Origin of the sequence: Granulicella sp. S190, from assembly GCF_009766095.1 — a bacterium.
Taxonomy (GTDB): Bacteria; Acidobacteriota; Terriglobia; order Terriglobales; family Acidobacteriaceae; genus Edaphobacter.
Genome location: NZ_LMUD01000031.1, coordinates 29,510 through 48,136 on the forward strand (window position 1 = coordinate 29,510; position 18,627 = coordinate 48,136).

Consider the following 18,627-nt stretch of genomic DNA (forward strand, 5'->3'; position numbering starts at 1 on the left):
TACTACGCTGTCTCCCGACAAACGCAGCACTCAAGATAAGGAACTTCATGCGCGCTCTCGTCCCAGCCGCCCTGTTTTCCATGGCGCTCTGCAGTCCGTCTTTCGTTCTCTCTCAGACAACGCAAAGCTCCATGCCAGACATGTCAGGAATGGCCACGTCTTCCACCCAAACGTCCATACAGTCGAACTCCATGAAAATGGACATGAACATGATGAAGCCTCCCTCAGATCTCATCGAGGCGATCCTCAATCACACCACCTCCGGCACCAGCGCCGAGCCGGCCTCAACCCCCGTCTCCATGCTCATGCGCAACTACCGCGGCCGGATGCTCATGCTCCACGGCACCGCCTCCATCTCCGACACGCAACAACACGCCGCCTCCAACCCCGCCGGCCCGTCCCCCACAGCCTGCGCCCAGCTCGACCTCGCCTGCACTACCCCCGCCAACGCTCGCGGCGGCGACAAGCTCTACTCCACCAACTGGATCATGCCCATGGCCATGCGCCAACTCGGCCCCGGCCAGCTTACCCTCCGCACCATGCTCTCGCTCGAACCTGCCACCATCTCCGACCGTCAGTTCCCGGAGCTCTTCCAGCAAGGCGAAACCGCATTCGGCAAACCCATCATCGACGGCCAGCACCCACACGACTTCTTCATGGAGGTCGCCGCCCTATACGACATCCGCCTCGGCAAGCAGGCTCTCCTCAGCTTCTACGCAGCGCCCGTTGGCGATCCTGCCATCGGCCCCACCGCCTATCCCCATCGCCTCTCAGCCTCCGAAGATCCTCTCGCCGCCCTCGGCCACCACCAGGAAGACTCCACTCATATCGCCTTCAATGTCCTCACCGGCGGCATCACCTGGCGCTGGCTCCGCTTCGAAGAGTCCGGCTTCCACGGCGCGGAACCCACCGAGCAACGTTGGGGCTTCCAACCCTCCCCCAACGGACACGCCATCGACAGCTACTCTTCTCGCGTCACCTTCGCGCCCACGCGAAACTGGAGCAGCCAGTACTCCATCGCTCATATCGTCAGCCCAGAGGCTCTCTACCCCAAAGAAGACCAGCAGCGACAGACCGCATCCGTCATATATAACCGCCCCTTCGGCCACACCACCGGCGACGGCACACACTCCGGAAACTGGTCGAACACCCTCCTCTGGGGTCGCACAAAATCCCTCACCGACAACAGCAAGGAGAACAGCTATCTCCTCGAATCCCTCCTCAACTTCCGCACTCGAAACTACATCTGGACGCGCATCGAAAACGCCGGCCGCTCCAACGAACTCCTCATCTCACCCGGCTCCACACTCCCACCCAACTTCACCGAATCCCCCCTCGGCCACGTAGCCGCCTACTCCTTCGGCTACGACCGCGACTACCGCATCGCCCCACACCTTCTCGCCGCCCCGGGAGCCCAGTTCACCACCTACACCACACCCGCCCCCCTCATCTCAACCTACGGAGCCCACCCCTTCGGAGCGGTAGCATTCGTCCGCTTCCGAATCACGCGATAAAACACTGGACCTTCTGAACCCAACGAAAGCACCTGCTTCCGTTGTTGCCTGTTCTCTTGGTTATCATCCCGTAGGGAACTGCAGTTGCAGTTGCAGTTGCGGTTGCAGTTGCAGTTGCTTTTGCAGTTGCCTGTTCTCTTGGTTGTCATCCCGTAGGGATCTGCTTTTGCAGTTGCTCTTGCTGTTGTCTGTTCTTTTAGTTGTCATCCCGTAGGGATCTGCGGTTGCAGTTGCCTGCTTCCCGCCCTCCACCCAACCCAACAAGGTATACCAATACAAGAATGCATCTCTACATCGCCACCACCAATCCCGGCAAGCTCCGAGACTTCGCCGCTGCGGCATCTCCACAAATCACGCTCACGCCGCTCCCCAACCTAAAACAAATCCCCGCTCCAGCCGAAGACGAGCCCACCTTCGAAGGCAACGCCCGCCTCAAAGCCATCTACTACTCCCACCACGCCCCCGGAGAAATCGTCATCGCAGACGACTCCGGCCTCGAAGTCGACGCTCTCCACGGCACACCCGGCGTCCGCTCCGCCCGCTACGCCGACGACCACCACTTCACCGATCCCCAGAACGCAACCCCAGACGAGCGCAACAATCTCTTCCTCATCTCCAATCTCACAGACATTCCCCTCAACCAGCGCAGCGCCCGCTACCACTGCGTCCTCGCAGCCGCACGCGACGGCCACATCCTCGCCATCGGCCACGGAGCCGTCGAAGGCGAAATCCTCCCCGCCCCCCGAGGCACAGAAGGCTTCGGCTACGATCCGCTCTTCTATCTCCCCAGCCAGCACAAAACCATGGCCGAGCTGAACGTCGCCACAAAACTGATCTTCAGTCACCGTGGCCGAGCCTTCAGCGCCCTACTCGAAGAGCTATCCGCTAACCTCTAACCGCTCCAAATTCAGTCTCACTCAACTTAATCGCACAAACATCACGATAACCGCACAAATAGCCTCACTTTCCTTGACGCTGGTCTGACCGTGGCGGAATAATCGCGGTGCTGCACTATTTCCTTCTCACAGTGCATCCATCACGATCCCAAGGAGTCCCCATGGCCACCGCCGCCCCGCCAGCACCTCCTGCCGCCCCTCAGAATCACGGGCTCAAAGGTGGAGTCCAGCCACTCCGCGCCGGCCAGGGCAACTCCTTCCTCTGGCACAAGCTCCACTCCCTCTCCGGCATCGTCCCCATCGGCGCCTTCCTCGTCGAGCACATCATCTCCAACTTCGAGACCCTCAACGGCCCCCTCGCCTACGCCCAGCAGGTCAAGTTCCTCAACTCCCTCCCGCTTGTCCGCGTCCTCGAGTGGGCCTTCATCTTCATCCCCCTCGCCTTCCACGCCCTCTACGGACTCTTCATCGCCTTCCGCGGCCGCGTCAGCGTCAACGTCTACCCCTGGGCCTCCAACTGGATGTACGTCTCCCAGCGCATCACCGGCATCATTGCCTTCCTCTACATCGTCCAGCACGTCTGGCGACAGCGCTTCAGCGGCATCTCTCTCCCCGAGAACCCCGGCGCCGCTTTCCATAAAGTACAGGTTGAACTCTCAAACCCCTGGATGCTCGCCATCTACGTCATCGCGATGATCGCCACCACTTGGCACTTCGCCTACGGCATCTGGCTCTTCGCCGCCAAGTGGGGCATCACCCCCGGCGAAAAGGCCCGCAAGAGATTCGGCTACGTCTGCACCGCCTTCGGCCTCGCTCTCTGCCTCATGGGCCTGGCCAGCATCTACGCCGTCGTCTGGAAGTACCCCAACGCCCCCGCCAACGTAATGCCCGCCCAACCCGCCGGCATCGACCTGCCCGCACCAACCGTCCCACCATCAAACTTCACAAATCCGTCTCAACCTGGTCAGATTCAATGACGTTGCGTGTATCTCTACTTGTGGGCCTCATAGTGGTCTTCGCTACCAGAATCATCTGTGACTGGGTGCGCATATCCATGTTGAAAAGATTCGCACTGGAAAATCGCCTGATCGAACCTACCGTAAATCTTCTTTGGAACGCGCAAGCGCTACGGCAAATTGATAAGAGCCTGCCTTTAGGCCCGATACGGAACCGTAACAAGCTGCTTAAGTCGGTTGCATGGGTTGCATGGCTCAGTTACCTAGCTATTACGATATTTATGGCTTTCCATCAACTGCACAAAAAATGAATGACTACTAGATAGGGAGTCGATCAATGGCAGCAGCAACACCCAGAATCATCGTAGTAGGCGGCGGCTTAGCCGGACTAGCCGCCGTCATTAAGATCGCCGAAGCCGGCGGCAAGGTCGACCTCTTCTCCATCGTCCCCGTCAAGCGCTCCCACTCCGTTTGCGCCCAGGGAGGCATCAACGCCGCCAAGGACCTCAAAGGCGAAGGCGACTCCGTCCTCAAGCACTTCGACGACACCATCTACGGCGGCGACTTCCTCGCCAACCAGACCCCCGTCAAAAACATGACCGCCCAGGGCCCCGCCATCATCGACCTCCTCGACCGCATGGGCGTCCCCTTCAACCGCACCCCCGAAGGCCTCCTCGACTTCCGCCGCTTCGGTGGCACCCTCTACCAACGCACCGCCTTTGCAGGAGCAACCACCGGCCAGCAGTTGCTTTATGCACTGGATGAGCAAGTAAGAAGATACGAAGCCGAAGGCAAAGTCACCAAGTACGAAGGCTGGGAGTTCCTCTCCGCCGTCCTCGACTCTAAGGGCGCCTGCCGCGGCATCACCGCCATGGATCTCCGCACCATGGACACCCGCACCTTCCCCGCCGACGCCATCATCGTCTGCACCGGAGGCAACGGAGCCATCTTCGGAAAGTCCACCAATTCAGTAGTTTGCACCGGATCAGCTCAATCAGCACTTTATCAACAGGGAGCCTTCTACGCCAACGGCGAGTTCATCCAGGTCCACCCCACCGCCATCCCCGGCGAAGACAAGCTCCGCCTTATGTCCGAGTCCGCCCGAGGCGAAGGCGGCCGCGTCTGGGTCCCCAAGGACAAGAACGACAAGCGCGTAGCCAAATCCATCCCCGAGTCCGACCGCTGGTACTTCCTCGAAGAGTGGTACCCCAAGTACGGCAACCTCGTCCCCCGCGACGTGGCCACCCGAGCCATCTTCAAAGTCGTCTACGAACACGGCATGGGCATCGACGGCCAGCCCATGGTCTACCTCGACCTCACCCACCTCTCGAAAGAACGCCTCCACAAGCTCGAAGGCATCCTCGAGATCTACGAGAAGTTCGTCGGCGACGACCCCCGCGAAGTCCCCATGAAGATCTTCCCCGGCATGCATTACACCATGGGCGGCCTTTGGGTCGACTTCAACCAGCAGACCAACATCCCCGGCGTCTTCGCCGCAGGCGAGGCCGACTACTCCATCCATGGCGCCAACCGCCTCGGCGCCAACTCCCTCCTCTCCTGCATCTACGGAGGCTTCGTCGCCGGCCCGCAAGCCATCGCCTACGCCAAAGCCCTCCCCGCGCAGGAGGGCGACGGTGGCCACGCCGCCGAGCTCCAGCGCCAGAAGGAGTTCAACAGCCTCCTCCTCAACAACCCCGGCACCGAAAACCCCTTCAAGATCTGGCGCGAACTCGGCGAGACCATGACCAAGCACGCCACCATCATCCGTTACAACGCAGGCCTCGACGAAGCCGACGCCAAGCTCGTCGAGCTCCTCGACCGCTACCGCAACATCAACCTCTCCGACAAGAGCCAGTGGGCCAACACCAGCTTCGCCTTCACCCGCCAGCTCTGGAACATGCTCCAACTAGGCCGCGTCATCGTCCAGGGCGCACGCCTCCGCGACGAGTCCCGCGGAGCCCACTACAAACCCGACTTCCCCGACCGCAACGACGAAAAGTTCCTCAAAACCACCAAAGCCAGCTACAAAAACGACGCCCCCGCCTTCGAACTGGAAGACGTAGACATCAGCCACATCACCCCACGCCCCCGCCGCTACGACGCCACCGCGTAACGCATACTTTAAATAGATCAGGTTCGATAGATTCAATGAGGCAAGTTTGTGAAAAAATCCTTTGTTGTCTTGGCATTTTGTTTCTGCTCGCTAGCAATGTATGGCCAGAAGGCACGTCTCGCGCAAGAACTGCCGCACGCTAAGTCGTCAGAGAAGTTCCCCATCACCGTGCACTTCTCAGGAGTACATTATCGCGGAGATTCCTTCGCCATCGGCGAGACCGCAGACGTTATCTACGCAGATGCGGTCCTCAATGGAAAGAAGGTTGAACTGCGAGGAAACCACGAGATTCCTTTTCAATCCGTACCGCTCGGAGATCACCAGGCACGCCTTGTGAAAGATCCTCATAATATGGGCGACTCCCCAATATTTCAGGAATATGACGTTGTTTTGCCGGACAAAACCGTTTGGCGCTGTACTGTTACGGGCTTCTCGGAGTAGCGACGCCTCAACAAGAAGCAAAGGGGAAAGAGATTTTATTCCCGGAGAAGTTCGAACAAGATGCAACCAACGTATCTCCTCAAAACCCGCGCACCACATCTAACCGGGCATGGAACACATCACTCTCGTCTACATCGCGCTGTCCGTCATATTCGCAGCCGTCATGGCGTATATGTATCTCTACACCACGCATCTTCACCCCAACGAGCGGACCATGGCCCTCAAGGGCCGCCCACCGGTCAGCAAGAACGAAGGCATAGCAGTCGCCACCCTGGAGAAAGAACGCCTCCACAAAACAGGCTCCTTCTAGCTCCATCCTTAGCGGCTGCAATCCTCGGCATCAATCGCCTCCAGCTCACCCCCACGCCGAAGGCACAGGATATCTGCAGGCCCGGGCGTGTGAATTGATGCTATCGACTCAGAGTCTCGCGTTTGAATACGTGTGCCCGGCAAGGCAGGTCGGTGCGGTAATTTTTGGCGGTTTTCTTATTTATAAGCCGTCGCTAGTAATACATGAAGCAAAGAGCAATCCGAAGCTTGTCCAATTTGTTGGTTTGGTTTTGATCATCGCCGGACTCATATCGACCTTTTCAACGATTAGAAATTTGACCCGTACAGGGAGTTAAGAATGGCAACAGCCGCGAGCACCATCAAAGTCGAGATCAAGCGCCAGTCCACCCCGGACGCCCACGCCACCACCGAGAAGTTCGAGATCCCCTACCGCCCGGGCATGAACATCACCTCGCTCCTCGGCGAAATCGCGCTCAACCCCGTCGATGTCTCAGGCAAGCCGACCACGCCGATCACCTACGACTCCAACTGCCTCGAGGAGATCTGCGGCTCCTGCGCCATGCTCATCAACGGCAAAGCCCGAATGGCCTGCTCCGCCTTGGTAGACAAGCTCACCGGCCCCAACAAAGATCAGACCATCACCCTCGCCCCCCTCAGCAAATTCCCAGTAGTCCGCGACCTCTCCGTCGATCGCTCCGTCCTCTTCGAAAACCTCAAGAAGGTCAAAGCCTGGGTCCCCATCGACGGCTCGTATGACCTCGGCGCCGGCCCCCGCCAGGCTCCGCAAATTCAGGAGCAGCGCTACCCCCTCTCCAACTGCATCTCCTGCACCATATGCATGGAGGTCTGCCCTCAGTTCAACGACGTCACCAACTTCGTCGGCGCCGCCACCATCGCCCAGGCCAAGCTCTTCAACATGGACCCCTCCGGCTCCGTCCTCAAAGAAGAACGCCTCCGCGCCTTAGCCGGAGACGGCGGCATCCAGGAGTGCGGCTTCGCGCAAAACTGCGTCCAGGCCTGCCCCAAACAGCTCCCCCTCACCGAAGCCATCTCCGACATGGGCCGCGACGTCTTCATCCAACAAGTCAAAGACCTCTTCGCCCGCTGACATGACAACTCGTCCCAAACGCGTTCTGATGGGACTTTTGCTGCTCTTGCTTTGTGCAATCGGTTACTACGTGATTGACGGTTCCAGGACCAGGCACATGCACGTAACGGTTTCAATGTCCTGGGAGTGCACCACTCACTTTCCCCTCTTTCCAGAACAAGCTGTAGTCCTCCACTTTGTCGATTCCCCGTCAGAAGGAAATTTGTATGCAGATCGTACCGGCAACTTCTGCAATCTTGTCTCATCACAAGGCAAGCCAACGGTCCAAGTGACCTCTGATATTTGGGGGTCGAAATTCGGCGGGTATGAGAATAATCAAGAGATTCTTCTCAACGGTTGACCCTTCCCGTTGCCAAAGAGTCCCGCTGACTATGCGGCGACCATCGGAAGCCCGACACCATATATACATGCATTCAATCGAGCTATCAGATACGAGTAAAGTAGCCCAGCGTCTTTCTCTATTTTGGGAATGTAAATTTCGCTCCGCCCATTGTGAAAACACACTCCTCCGCACGCACCGCAAGCGTAAACCGCTAAGCTTATTATCAGGAGAAAAAATGATCCAACTAGCAGACGCACGCCGCATCATCGCAGCAGCAGAAAAGAAAGCCGAAGAACTCGGCCAGCCCATGAACGTAGCCATAGTCGACGAGGGCGGTAACCTCATCGCCTTCGAGCGCATGACCAACGCCTGGCTCGGCTCCATCGACATCTCTCAAAAGAAGGCCTGGACCTCTCGCGCCTTCGACATCCCCACGAAAGACCTCGCTGATCACTCGCAGTCCGGCAACCAGTTCTTCGGTATCCATGCCTCGAACGACGGTAAGGTTATGATCTTCGCCGGCGGCATCCCTCTCAAGCAGGAAGGTAAGGTAGTCGGAGCTATCGGAGTCAGCGGAGGATCCGGAGTGCAGGACCACACCGTAGCCGAAGCAGGCGCAGCCGCCCTGTAATTCCCTAAATGCAAGACAGGTACGCCCGCTGACCCGCGCGGCGTACCTGTTCTAACGTACAACCTCTTCAACCTGCTACTTCGAAAAAATAGAATTTCCTGGAGTTCGCTCCTCATTAGAGTGGATTCGGTTCTCTGCCCTCTTCGCGCTCTCCATCGCCACATGATCCATCTTTTGCTGATCTGTCTTGCCCTCCTCCGTCGCAGACGTGTCAGACTCAATCGCTTCGTGTGAAGGACGTGCTCCGGTCTTCGTAGAATCCATACCCTGTGCCATACATCACCTCTGCATAGACAGATGGCGTGCGCCGTTCACGAGGTTGCCCCTAAAATCAGCGGAAAGATCGGAAGATTGCCCTTGCTACAATCACCTATCCTGATGACGTGAAAGCGCGGTGTTCAAACATGCACAAACGCGGCCTCTTAGCCTCCGCCCTGCTGCTCACCGCTTTCAATGCCACCTCACAAAATAAATCCGCAGTAAACCCTATGACTCCCAAGACAGATCCCGCCGCCGTCCATCAATCCGCCATCGTCATCGACACCCACGCCGACACCCCTCAACGCTTCGTCGACGAGCACTGGGACTTCACCGATCCCCTCAACGGCGGCATGCTCAACTACGACTCGGCAAAGCAGGGCAACCTCGACGCGCAGTTCTTCTCCATCTGGGTCGATCCCGGCCAATATCCCGCCAACGCCAGCGCCCACCGCACTCTCTCGCTCATCGACGGGACCCTAGAGCAGGTCCGCAAACACCCCGACAAACTAGCTCTCTGCGTCTCCGCCGACGACATCATCTCCACGCACTCCCAGGGCAAATTCGCCGTTCTCATGGGTATCGAAGGCGGCCACTCCATCGAGAACGACCTCGGCCTCCTCCGCGACTACTACCGCTTGGGCGTTCGTTATATGACCCTCACCTGGTCCAACACCAACAACTGGGCCGACTCGTCCGGCGACATCGACGACGCAAAAGTTCCACACCACAACGGCCTCACCCCCTTCGGCAAACAAGTCGTCGCCGAGATGAACCGCCTCGGCATGATGGTCGATATCTCCCATGTCTCCGACAAAACGTTTTGGGATGTCATCGCCACCACACGCACACCCATCATCGCCTCGCACTCCTCCGCCCGTGCCCTCACCCACGCCGCACGCAACATGACCGACGAGATGCTCCTCGCTATGAAGAAGAATAACGGCGTCGTCATGGTTAACTTCTTCCCTGCCTTCATCGACGAGAACTGGCGTAAGGCCTGGGCCGCACAGGAGCCTGAACGCAGGCAAGCACAGAAAGCCCTCGAAGCCGAATACAAAGCCAAGGGCCTGCCCGTTCCTTACACCGCCTCCGACAAGATCGACCGCGAGTTCGCTGCAAAGATCGGCCGCGCCCCCTTCAACTCCCTCATCGATCACTTCGATCACGTCATCAAAGTCGCCTGCATCGATCACGTCGGCATCGGCACTGACTTCGACGGCATCCCCGTCCCACCGGCAGGTATCGACTCCGCCGCCGACCTACCCAAAGTCACCGCCGCCCTCATGGCTCGCGGCTACACCGCCGAAGACATGCACAAACTACTCGGAGGCAACCTGCTCCGCGTCTTCCGCGAAGTGCAAGCCGCCTCCGATCACAACCCATAATCGATCTGATACCGAGCGAGAGCTAAACCTTCTCCGCAATCAGAGTGATCTTGTGAATCTTGGGAGCTTCAGAGAACAGCGTCTCCGCATTCGCCATCAGAGCCTTCGCAATCTCGCCATTCAGGTGAGCATCACGGCCCGCTTCGTCGTGGAAAGTATCGAACACCCCATAAAATCCACCCTTATCTTCTTTGAAGCCATACCAGTGAACAGTTCCCGGCTCAGCCTTGGACATCTCTGCACCCTGCTTCAAAAAAGCCTCAACATCCGCCTCTTTACCCGGCTTTGCCTTCAACTCCGCATACAACGCAAACTTCGCCATTTCAAATTCCCTCCAGACAATGAGATGCAAAATGCATCCAGAAGATACGGGTGCAGACGAGCTTTCATCGTCTCCAGCCTGCAATGACAAAAGAAAGACATCACCCATAAAAGTCAGAGACAAAAGCCTCGGCTAATAACAAAAGTAAGTGAAAAATAGCAAGTCTGTAACTTCACCAGACACATCCTCACCAGGCCTCGTGAGATTGCCCCATCTGCCCCGTCTACGATAGCCTGTTTGTTGGAGCTACAAACCGCATGATGCTTCGTACCCTCGCGTTCTCCTTGGCCCTCGCCGTATCTGCCCAGGCACAGTCAACCCCGACGCCCCCAGCCGACGCTCTTCCCGACGCCCCCAGCACCACCAGCAACATGAAAGCCCCCGTCGTGCCCACCGGTCCCACCGTCATCATCGACACCACCATGGGCCGCCTCGCCTGCAAGCTCTACGACAAGCAAGCCCCCGTCACCGTCGCCAACTTCATCGGCCTCGCCGAGGGCACTAAGGACTGGACCGACCCCAAAACCCTGCAGAAGATGCACCACCAGCCCTTCTACAACGGCACCACCTTCCACCGCGTCATCCCCAACTTCATGATTCAGGGTGGCGACCGCGTCGGCGACGGCACCGGAGACCCCGGGTACTTCTTCCAGGACGAGATCGACCCCGACCTCACCTTCGACCAGCCCGGCCTCTTAGCCATGGCCAATGCCGGCCCCGGTCCCTCTGGCGGCGGCACCAACGGCTCGCAATTCTTCATTACCGAGACCGAGGTTCCCCAACTCAACGGCAAGCACACCATCTTCGGCCAATGCGACGCCCACACCGCCCTGCTCGTCGCCTCCATCGCCCGCGTCGAACGCGACTCCAGCGACAAGCCACTTACCCCGGTCGTCATCACAAGGGTCACTATCGTGCGCGAAGGCCAACCCATTCCTCCGCTGCCAGCCGCACCCGCCGCGGTGGCAACGCCTGCTGCTGCCCCCGCACCTAAATAAGCTTCCGGCCTCCGCGATCTCAACGGAAACGCCTCTCTGCTAACAAAGCAACTAACCTGAACCTTTCACTGCAAGGAGATTCAAATGGCAACCAAACCAGGCACCTACGCCACATTCAAAACTACCGAAGGCACCATCGTCTGCGAGCTCTTCGAGAAAGACGCACCCGAAACCGTAGCCAACTTCATCGGCCTCGCCGAAGGCACCAAGGAGTGGAACAGCCGCAGCAAGAAGGGCGCCAAGCTCTACGACGGCTCCATCTTCCATCGTGTGATCCCTCAGTTCATGATCCAGGGCGGCGACCCCGAAGGCACCGGCATGGGCGGCCCCGGCTACAAGTTCGCCGACGAGACCAAAGGCTCGAAGCACGGCTTCCAGGAGAAGGGTAAGCTCGCCATGGCCAACTCCGGCCCCAACACCAACGGCAGCCAATTCTTCATCACCGTAGCCGACACCAGCTGGCTCACCGGCAAGCACACCATCTTCGGTGAAGTAGTCGAAGGCTATGACGTAGTAGAGAAGATCAGCAAAGTCAGCAAAGACGGCATGGACCGCCCCAAAACCCCAGTAGTCCTCGAATCCGTCACCATCGAACGAGTAGCCTAAAACTTTCATTCGCAACATATAAAAAGCCCGCTCAAATCGAGCGGGCTTTTTAAGCTCCTCATTAAAATTCAATGGCAGGGTTCTACAAGCTCCCCATAGTTTGCGAACTCGTCATAGAGGAATGTTCCCTTGTCCACGTCGAGAATCAAATCGCTCGAGGTGATTCGCCCCCACCACACCTGGATAAAGAGGAGCTTGTCATTAATCCAATTCGCCGCGAAATCCTTATCGTCATCAGTGAACCTAGCCTGCAGCGCAGCCGCGCCGCCTGCGCGGTTGCCTATATACAGTGTCGTGGTTCGAGGCCCACTTTTGGAGTAGTCAGGGCTCACACTAATGAACCATCGATTCCCCTCCGGAGAAAAAACCCTGTTCCCAGAAGTAGCAACCTTAGCCGAAGCGTCCAACCGCGTCAGGCTAATCCTTTTTTGAATGAATGCAGGAGCCGATCCATAGGTCACCTTTTGGTCTCGGCACGCCCCTGGAGTCTGCCCAAAAGTCCAAGTCGCAAGAAAGAAGTTCAGTGAAGCGCAGCATAGGAACTTCAACATTGGACCATTATGACCCAACCTCACGCGCCAAATCATTCTCGTATCATTCCTCGCTATTCGAAAAGAAAGCCCGCTCGATAAGTGGGCTTTTTTCGTCGTGTTATTCGCACTAGCCGCGATCTACTAAGCCACCCCTATCACAGTGCAAAGCTCCTTCACCGAATCCGCACTCTTCTGCAGCGCAGCCTGCTCCTCCGGAGTCAGTTTGATCTCAATGATCTGCTCCAGTCCCTTCGCCCCAAGCTTGCAAGGCACGCCGACATACAGCCCTGAAATTCCATACTCCCCCTGCAGATAAGCCGCACAAGGCAGGATCTTCTTCTTATCCTTCAGAATCGCCTCAACCATCTCAACCGCCGCAGCGCTCGGAGCATAGTAAGCCGACCCCGTCTTCAGATGCTTCACGATCTCCGCACCACCATTGGCCGTGCGCGTCTCCAACTCCTTCAGCCGATCCGGCGCAATCAACTCCGTAATCGGAATTCCCGCAACAGTCGAGTAGCGCGACAACGGGACCATCGTGTCGCCATGCCCACCAAGCACAAACGCCGTAACGTTCTCCACCGACACCTGCAACTCCTCTGCAATAAATGTGCGGAACCGAGCCGAGTCCAACACCCCAGCCATTCCAATCACGCGCTCGCGAGGAAACCCGGCATGCTTGAACGCCGTCTGCGCCATCGCATCCAGCGGATTCGATACCACGATGATGATCGTATTCGGTGACGCCTTCACCACCTCACTCACAACCTTCGACATAATCCCATGATTCGTCGTCAGCAAATCATCGCGGCTCATCCCAGGCTTACGCGCAATCCCAGCCGTAATCACCACCACATCAGAATTCGCGGTATCCGCATAATCATTGGTCCCCATGATGCTGCAGTCGCGCTTCTCAATCGGCATAGCCTGCAACAGATCGAGCGCCTTGCCCTGCGGCACACCTTCAACTACATCGAGCAGCACCACATCCGCCAACTCCTTCGCTGCAATCCAATGCGCCGCCGTCGCGCCAACATTCCCCGACCCAACAATCGTTACCTTCTTCCGCATCCAATCATCTCCCTATCAAAGCCGATTCACTCGCTACATCAATTCTAGTGCCGCACCGCCGCCTCAACACGCATCGACCCCAGATTTACCGAATACCGAACGCGAAACCACGAGCCGCACGGGCAGGCAATCGACTTTATCAGCTCTATCCCTTTGATCACCGTTACGCTTTTATCCGCGATCATCCGCGAAATCCGCGGTCGTTCTACATGTTCTCAATCATCCGTGTCGCAAACTCGCTCGTCTTCGCCTTCGTCGCGCCCTGCATCCCACGCTCAAAGTCGTACGTCACGAACTTCTGCCCAATCGTCTTCTCCATCGAGCTTTCAATCAACCGCGCAGCCTCCGTCCAGCCGAGAAAATCAAACAGCATCACGCCCGAAAGAATGACCGACCCAGGATTGATCACATCCTTATCCGCATACTTCGGAGCCGTCCCATGCGTTGCTTCAAACACCGCATACCCATCGCCAATATTCCCACCCGGCGCAATCCCCAACCCTCCAACCTGTGCCGCCGCCGCGTCCGAAATGTAATCACCATTCAGATTCGTCGTCGCCAACACGCTGTAGTCCTCAGGGCGCAGAATAATCTGCTGAAAGATCGAATCAGCGATCCGGTCATTCACCAGAATCTTGCTCTTCCACTTCCCGCCGCCATGCGAGTCGCCAATCGAAGCCACCACCTGCTTCACCTCGGCAATAACCTCCTCGCCAAACTCCTTCGCCGCAAACTCGATCCCCGGTTCAATCAACGCGGCATTCTCCTCCGCAGTCAGCTTCGGATTCGCCTCCAGGTTCCCCAGGATCCAGCTCTCCCGCTCCGTCACCGTCTGGTCGCGAAACTCCTGCGAAGCAACCTCATAGCCCCACTCGCGAAACGCTCCTTCGGTAAACTTCTGAATATTTCCCTTATGCACCAGCGTCACGGTCTTGCGCTTCTTGTCCAGCGCATACTGAATCGCCGCTCGCACCAACCGCTTCGATCCCGTAATCGAGATCGGCTTCACCCCCACACCCGAGTCCAGTCGAATCTTCTTTTTGGTTCCCTTCAGCATGTCATCATTCACAAACGCAATGAACTTGTCAGCCTCAGGCGTTCCCTGTCGAAACTCGATCCCTGCGTAGATATCCTCCGTATTCTCACGGAAGATCACCACATCCAGCTTCTCCGGATGCTTCACCGGGCTTGGCACGCCAGCGTAGTACTTCACCGGCCGTACACACTGATACAGATCCATCAACTGCCGTAGCGCAACATTCAAGCTGCGAATCCCGCCACCCACAGGCGTCGTCAGCGGTCCTTTGATCGACACACGAAAGTCCACCGTAGCCTTCACCGTGTCATCCGGCAGCCAGTTCTTCGTCTGGCGATACGCCTTCTCTCCCGCCAGCACCTCGTACCACGCCACCGAGCGCTTCCCGCCATAAGCCTTCGCCACCGCCGCATCGAACACCCGCTGCGAAGCCTTCCAGATATCGCGTCCCGTCCCATCCCCTTCGATAAACGGAATAATCGGATGATCGGGAACTGTAAACTTCCCGTTGTTGTACTCGATCGCCTGCCCATTCGCCGGCACTGAAATTCCGTTGTAGCTCGTTTGCATCGTCATCGTCTCCGAGAAGAAATCGAAGACCGAGGCTACCACCTCAACAAGACAAGTGGCAACGCAACCTCGCGAAATCGTTGAGCATCTCTCGACAACGAAGAGTTAAAAGAAGAGCATTAATTATGTTCGCTTTTACCTTCCTCCCTTTCAAAAAATCCACTATCTCCAAAATCTCTTCGATCGCTGCACTCCTCCTCTCTATCCCTCTTCATGCCTTGGAGGTTCCTACCGTGGACGACCCTGCGTTCTGGGGCGCCAACCGAAAAGGTGCACTAGAGGCCTTTCCCGACCCACTACTATCCGGCTCCCTGCCAACCTTCTACACTCCCGGCAACAAAGCCCGCGCAAAGTCTCTTCAAAAGCTGATTGGCGGCGAGACCGAGTTCTATCATCAGCAATTTCAAATCGACTTCCCTCCCATCACACTAGCTGTGATCGACGAGAAACAGTGGCCTCAAGTATCCGGCAAACTTCCTTATGGCGTTCCGTCCATGTACCGAGGGGTCTTCATCATGCCTGCCGAATGGCAAACTGTGACCACAGTACCCTTCCCGCACAAATCTGACCTCGATCCAGCGACCCTGAAGCAAGCCCTGGCCCACGGACGCAAGTGGAAGGACCTCGAGTTCAGAGGCGGCGATGGTATCGGCACACATGAGATCGGACACGTCGTCTTCCGCCTGCTTGAAATCGACCCACAGGTAAAGTGGTTCCGCGAATTTCTCGCTAGCTACATTGGATATAGCTATCTGAAGGCGAAGCGTCCGAAGGAAGTTATCGCTAATGAGATCTTCTGGCGTGCAGGTCTCAAAACACCTCATCCGCACACCTCTCTGGATTACTTCGAATCCCAATACTCGGAGCTAACTTCAAAGGAGCCGAACAACTATGCGTGGTATCAGTTCGCTCTCGACCAAAGACTGCTTGAGATCTACCAGCAGCAAGGGATAGACTTCCTCCGCAAAGTGCGCACAGCGTTCCCCAAAGGTGGACCGAAGCTCGACACAGACCAGGTCATCGATACCCTGGAAACCATCTCGCCAGGATGGAAGAGATGGAAAGAGCAGATTGACACCGGGAATGTCCACCCTGCCCCGCTGCCTGACCTTCAATAGCCGCGGTCTCACATACTTCGAAAGATCAATAACAAAGAACGCCCACTCGTCTCATGCGGACCGAACAAACCATCCGCGCGAGACGAGTGGCAACGCACCTCGCACGTGCGTGTTTGTTCCGTCCACACAACAGAAGCAAAATGCAACAACACAATCCGTGTCAACGAAAAGCGCAGACATCTCTTGACTGAATCAACTCTGACGATCCAGCCCGAAGAGGACGATAGTATTAGTGGGACTGCCGCACTTCCCTCCCTGGACCAGAATGATGCCCGTAGAGATGTGGCCTTCCGTAACATCGGTCAACGCGCCTTCAAGGATAAGCGTAGACCCGTCATCCATCAGGAATCTTGCACTCACCATATTACCGATGACACTACTTGCAGGCGTTGATTGCGTCTCTCCCGAACTGAAGCAAGGAGATCCCTGTACCTTGATATTGCCTATGAGCAAAGCGTTGCTGAAATAGTTCGAAGCCGCCCCATTCCCCGGATTCGTCACTATGCCGCCCTGCTGCAGCGTCACTTGAAGCGTCACCGGCACGGCCTTCGGAACGCCATTCTGGCCCGCCAGTGTGCTCCCTGTTCCAACATAGACTCCGCTAACCAATGGAAACGACGTCGCCGTGAAGGTTCCTGAAAGATTCGCATCGCACGCAGGCGTAACTGGGCCACCCAAAGACACAGCGTAACTACCTGACCAAGGCTCTCCACTTTTCTGAGGAGCCGTACCCGTAATCGATATCGCTTCAGCAGAATTGTTTTCCGGAGTCGCCGTAAAGCTCCCATCCTTTGCAAGAATCCCTGATGCCACGTCCCCAAACCCGAACGATCCCTGACTGTTGTCGCAGAAACTATTACCGAAACCGCCCGCGATCACTTGGTCCCCTGCCACATCGAAGGTCACCGCAAGTCTGACCTGGCCCGGAGGAGAAGGAGCAGGCGAAATCGAGAACACATTCGTCGGCATCGGCCCGACAAGAAGCCAGTTTCCCGCCAATGGGCTTACAACCGCCGGATTACTTCCCCCACCGCAACCACAAAGCAGCAAACTAATTCCACAAGCCGTGAAACTCAACAGGGCCCAAGTTTTCATATTTCTAAAACTCTAGCACGCGCTATCTTTCGCAACCATCAAAAAGAAAAAGGGCCGATGATCTCTCACCGGCCCTCGCTCAAATCTGTTCCGAAACTAGAAAATATTCCAAAGCAGCTGGTTATATACATCGTGGTGGAACTGCACCTCAGGAGCCTTCACGATCGTCCCCAGCAGCCTCGCGCAACGGTCCGCCGAAGCCTGCTTCAGATCAGCATAACGGCCCTTCACATCCTCACCCAGCAGAGTCGTCGTCCACTCCGCACCACGGAAGTTCTCAATCGCCGTGTAGATGTTGTCCGGCAGATACCGCTCCGCCTGCCGCAGGTTTTTGATCCGCGAAGTCTCTCCATGCAACCCGCTCTTGAAGATCGAGTACAGCACCAGGTAAGGATTCGCATCCGGTCCCACCGAACGCACCTCCACTCGCGCAGACTTCTCGTTCCCAATCGGAATCCGCACCATCGACCCGCGATCCGTAGCCGAAGCCTTGATCTGGTTCGGCGCCTCAAAGTGAGGATCGAGCCGACGATACGCATTCACGCTTGCATTCAACAGCAGGCAGATATCGTTGCCATGGGTCAAAATGCGATCCGTAAACTGCCACGCCAACTTCGAGATCTTCTCCTCGCCCTTCGGATCCCAGAAAATATTCTTTCCGCCCTTCGTGATCGAGATATTCGTGTGCATGCCGCTGCCATTCACGCCGACTACCGGCTTCGGCAGGAAGCTCGCCGTCATCCCCATCTGCGTCGCCACCTGTCGACAGATCAGCTTATAAAGCTGAATCTGATCCGCAGCCGCGACGACTTCACCATAGGTGTAGTTGATCTCAAACTGCGAAGGCGCAACCTCGGGATGGTCCTTCTCATTCTCGAAGCCCATCGCCCGCTGCACCTCAGCCGTCGTATCGATAAACTCCCGTAGCGGATCGCCCGGCAGCGAGTGATAGTACCCACCCTTATTCACATACTCAAAGCTGCCGAGCTCGTGGTAGCTCCGCTCCGCGTCAATCCCTTCGAACAAAAATCCTTCAATCTCGTTCGCCGCATTCAGGGTGTATCCCTGCTTGTCGAACAGATCCTTCGAAAACTCCTTCAGCACGCCGCGAATATCCGCGCTATACGTCCCGCCGTTCTTATCGATCACCTCGCCGAACACCATCACCTTGCCCGCGCCAAACACATCCGCCGGCACCCAGTAAAACGCGCTCCAGTCGATTCCCAGCCGCAGGTCGCTCTCCCGCTGCGCCGTAAATCCGCGAATGGACGAGCCGTCGAACGTAAGGTTGTCGTAGCTCTTCACCAGGAACTTCTTGTCATAGTCCAGCATATGCAGCCGGCCTTCGAGATCGCTGAAC

18 protein-coding genes are annotated in these 18,627 nt (G+C 57.1%); 12 read left to right on the forward strand and 6 right to left on the reverse strand.

What is annotated here, in order from left to right:
- Nucleotides 1–203: 203 nt before the first annotated feature.
- From GSQ94_RS21680 to GSQ94_RS15980, 9 genes are all read left to right on the forward strand, one after another.
- The gene (locus tag GSQ94_RS21680; protein ID WP_256369982.1) at nucleotides 204–1,514 is read left to right on the forward strand and encodes a hypothetical protein; all 1,311 of its coding nucleotides are present in this window, start codon (nucleotides 204–206) and stop codon (nucleotides 1,512–1,514) included.
- Nucleotides 1,515–1,795: 281 nt separating this feature from the next.
- The gene (locus GSQ94_RS15945) at nucleotides 1,796–2,410 is read left to right on the forward strand and encodes a non-canonical purine NTP pyrophosphatase (protein WP_158944858.1); all 615 of its coding nucleotides are present in this window, start codon (nucleotides 1,796–1,798) and stop codon (nucleotides 2,408–2,410) included.
- 161 nt (nucleotides 2,411–2,571) lie between these two features.
- The gene (locus GSQ94_RS15950; RefSeq protein ID WP_158944859.1) at nucleotides 2,572–3,387 is read left to right on the forward strand and encodes a succinate dehydrogenase; all 816 of its coding nucleotides are present in this window, start codon (nucleotides 2,572–2,574) and stop codon (nucleotides 3,385–3,387) included.
- A 316-nt stretch (nucleotides 3,388–3,703) separates the two neighbouring features.
- A complete protein-coding gene (gene sdhA / locus GSQ94_RS15955; protein WP_158944860.1) occupies nucleotides 3,704–5,479 on the forward strand; it encodes a succinate dehydrogenase flavoprotein subunit in 1,776 nt (591 codons plus the stop codon).
- A gap of 48 nt (nucleotides 5,480–5,527) precedes the next feature.
- Nucleotides 5,528–5,920 carry a hypothetical protein gene (locus tag GSQ94_RS15960; protein WP_158944861.1) on the forward strand — a complete coding sequence of 131 codons (393 nt, stop codon included), beginning with the start codon at nucleotides 5,528–5,530 and terminating at the stop codon, nucleotides 5,918–5,920.
- A 109-nt stretch (nucleotides 5,921–6,029) separates the two neighbouring features.
- Nucleotides 6,030–6,230, forward strand: coding sequence for a hypothetical protein (locus GSQ94_RS15965; protein ID WP_158944862.1), 201 nt, complete (start codon nucleotides 6,030–6,032; stop codon nucleotides 6,228–6,230).
- A gap of 318 nt (nucleotides 6,231–6,548) precedes the next feature.
- Complete coding sequence (sdhB, locus tag GSQ94_RS15970; protein WP_158944863.1) at nucleotides 6,549–7,319, forward strand: succinate dehydrogenase iron-sulfur subunit; 771 nt, start codon at nucleotides 6,549–6,551, stop codon at nucleotides 7,317–7,319.
- A 557-nt stretch (nucleotides 7,320–7,876) separates the two neighbouring features.
- Entirely contained in the window at nucleotides 7,877–8,272 is a 396-nt protein-coding gene (locus tag GSQ94_RS15975) for a heme-binding protein (protein ID WP_158944864.1), read from the forward strand.
- A 488-nt stretch (nucleotides 8,273–8,760) separates the two neighbouring features.
- Nucleotides 8,761–9,918: a dipeptidase gene (locus tag GSQ94_RS15980; protein WP_158944865.1), complete on the forward strand. Its 1,158-nt coding sequence runs from the start codon at nucleotides 8,761–8,763 to the stop codon at nucleotides 9,916–9,918.
- 22 nt (nucleotides 9,919–9,940) lie between these two features.
- On the opposite strand, the gene GSQ94_RS15985 is transcribed toward GSQ94_RS15980, so the two are convergent.
- A complete protein-coding gene (locus GSQ94_RS15985) occupies nucleotides 9,941–10,240 on the reverse strand; it encodes a putative quinol monooxygenase (RefSeq protein ID WP_158944866.1) in 300 nt (99 codons plus the stop codon).
- Between the two features lie 257 nt (nucleotides 10,241–10,497).
- Between GSQ94_RS15985 and GSQ94_RS15990 the strand changes: the two genes are divergently transcribed.
- Together GSQ94_RS15990 and GSQ94_RS15995 are read left to right on the forward strand one after the other, a co-directional pair.
- A complete protein-coding gene (locus GSQ94_RS15990) occupies nucleotides 10,498–11,238 on the forward strand; it encodes a peptidylprolyl isomerase (protein ID WP_158944867.1) in 741 nt (246 codons plus the stop codon).
- 84 nt (nucleotides 11,239–11,322) lie between these two features.
- A complete protein-coding gene (locus GSQ94_RS15995) occupies nucleotides 11,323–11,844 on the forward strand; it encodes a peptidylprolyl isomerase (RefSeq protein WP_158944868.1) in 522 nt (173 codons plus the stop codon).
- Between the two features lie 68 nt (nucleotides 11,845–11,912).
- On the opposite strand, the gene GSQ94_RS16000 is transcribed toward GSQ94_RS15995, so the two are convergent.
- The 3 genes from GSQ94_RS16000 to GSQ94_RS16010 form a co-directional block, all read right to left on the reverse strand.
- Nucleotides 11,913–12,176: a hypothetical protein gene (locus GSQ94_RS16000; RefSeq protein ID WP_158944869.1), complete on the reverse strand. Its 264-nt coding sequence runs from the start codon at nucleotides 12,174–12,176 to the stop codon at nucleotides 11,913–11,915.
- A 342-nt stretch (nucleotides 12,177–12,518) separates the two neighbouring features.
- Nucleotides 12,519–13,448, reverse strand: a complete 930-nt coding sequence (gene mdh / locus GSQ94_RS16005) for a malate dehydrogenase (protein WP_158944870.1) — start codon at nucleotides 13,446–13,448, stop codon at nucleotides 12,519–12,521.
- A 205-nt stretch (nucleotides 13,449–13,653) separates the two neighbouring features.
- Complete coding sequence (locus GSQ94_RS16010) at nucleotides 13,654–15,054, reverse strand: NADP-dependent isocitrate dehydrogenase (protein ID WP_158944988.1); 1,401 nt, start codon at nucleotides 15,052–15,054, stop codon at nucleotides 13,654–13,656.
- A gap of 125 nt (nucleotides 15,055–15,179) precedes the next feature.
- Between GSQ94_RS16010 and GSQ94_RS16015 the strand changes: the two genes are divergently transcribed.
- Nucleotides 15,180–16,172 (forward strand): hypothetical protein, encoded by a 993-nt coding sequence (locus tag GSQ94_RS16015; protein ID WP_158944871.1) that lies wholly within the window; start codon nucleotides 15,180–15,182, stop codon nucleotides 16,170–16,172.
- 192 nt (nucleotides 16,173–16,364) lie between these two features.
- Here the strand turns inward: GSQ94_RS16015 and GSQ94_RS16020 are convergent, their stop codons facing one another.
- Both GSQ94_RS16020 and GSQ94_RS16025 read right to left on the reverse strand, forming a co-directional pair.
- The gene (locus GSQ94_RS16020) at nucleotides 16,365–17,267 is read right to left on the reverse strand and encodes a hypothetical protein (protein ID WP_158944872.1); all 903 of its coding nucleotides are present in this window, start codon (nucleotides 17,265–17,267) and stop codon (nucleotides 16,365–16,367) included.
- A gap of 96 nt (nucleotides 17,268–17,363) precedes the next feature.
- The coding region (locus tag GSQ94_RS16025; protein WP_254063919.1) for a glutamine synthetase family protein at nucleotides 17,364–18,627 on the reverse strand (1,264 nt) is incomplete at its 5' end.

What these genes read in the sequence shown, in the direction of transcription:
- GSQ94_RS15980 (WP_158944865.1), top strand. Translation starts at nt 8,761, where the DNA reads ATGACTCCCAAGACAGATCCCGCCGCCGTCCATCAATCCGCCATCGTC.
- GSQ94_RS15975 (WP_158944864.1), top strand. Translation starts at nt 7,877, where the DNA reads ATGATCCAACTAGCAGACGCACGCCGCATCATCGCAGCAGCAGAAAAG.
- sdhB (WP_158944863.1), top strand. Translation starts at nt 6,549, where the DNA reads ATGGCAACAGCCGCGAGCACCATCAAAGTCGAGATCAAGCGCCAGTCC.
- GSQ94_RS15990 (WP_158944867.1), top strand. Translation starts at nt 10,498, where the DNA reads ATGATGCTTCGTACCCTCGCGTTCTCCTTGGCCCTCGCCGTATCTGCC.
- GSQ94_RS21680 (WP_256369982.1), top strand. Translation starts at nt 204, where the DNA reads ATGAACATGATGAAGCCTCCCTCAGATCTCATCGAGGCGATCCTCAAT.
- GSQ94_RS15965 (WP_158944862.1), top strand. Translation starts at nt 6,030, where the DNA reads ATGGAACACATCACTCTCGTCTACATCGCGCTGTCCGTCATATTCGCA.
- GSQ94_RS16015 (WP_158944871.1), top strand. Translation starts at nt 15,180, where the DNA reads ATGTTCGCTTTTACCTTCCTCCCTTTCAAAAAATCCACTATCTCCAAA.
- GSQ94_RS16020 (WP_158944872.1), bottom strand. Translation starts at nt 17,267, where the DNA reads ATGAAAACTTGGGCCCTGTTGAGTTTCACGGCTTGTGGAATTAGTTTG.
- mdh (WP_158944870.1), bottom strand. Translation starts at nt 13,448, where the DNA reads ATGCGGAAGAAGGTAACGATTGTTGGGTCGGGGAATGTTGGCGCGACG.
- GSQ94_RS15985 (WP_158944866.1), bottom strand. Translation starts at nt 10,240, where the DNA reads ATGGCGAAGTTTGCGTTGTATGCGGAGTTGAAGGCAAAGCCGGGTAAA.
- GSQ94_RS15995 (WP_158944868.1), top strand. Translation starts at nt 11,323, where the DNA reads ATGGCAACCAAACCAGGCACCTACGCCACATTCAAAACTACCGAAGGC.
- GSQ94_RS15945 (WP_158944858.1), top strand. Translation starts at nt 1,796, where the DNA reads ATGCATCTCTACATCGCCACCACCAATCCCGGCAAGCTCCGAGACTTC.
- GSQ94_RS15950 (WP_158944859.1), top strand. Translation starts at nt 2,572, where the DNA reads ATGGCCACCGCCGCCCCGCCAGCACCTCCTGCCGCCCCTCAGAATCAC.
- sdhA (WP_158944860.1), top strand. Translation starts at nt 3,704, where the DNA reads ATGGCAGCAGCAACACCCAGAATCATCGTAGTAGGCGGCGGCTTAGCC.
- GSQ94_RS16010 (WP_158944988.1), bottom strand. Translation starts at nt 15,054, where the DNA reads ATGCAAACGAGCTACAACGGAATTTCAGTGCCGGCGAATGGGCAGGCG.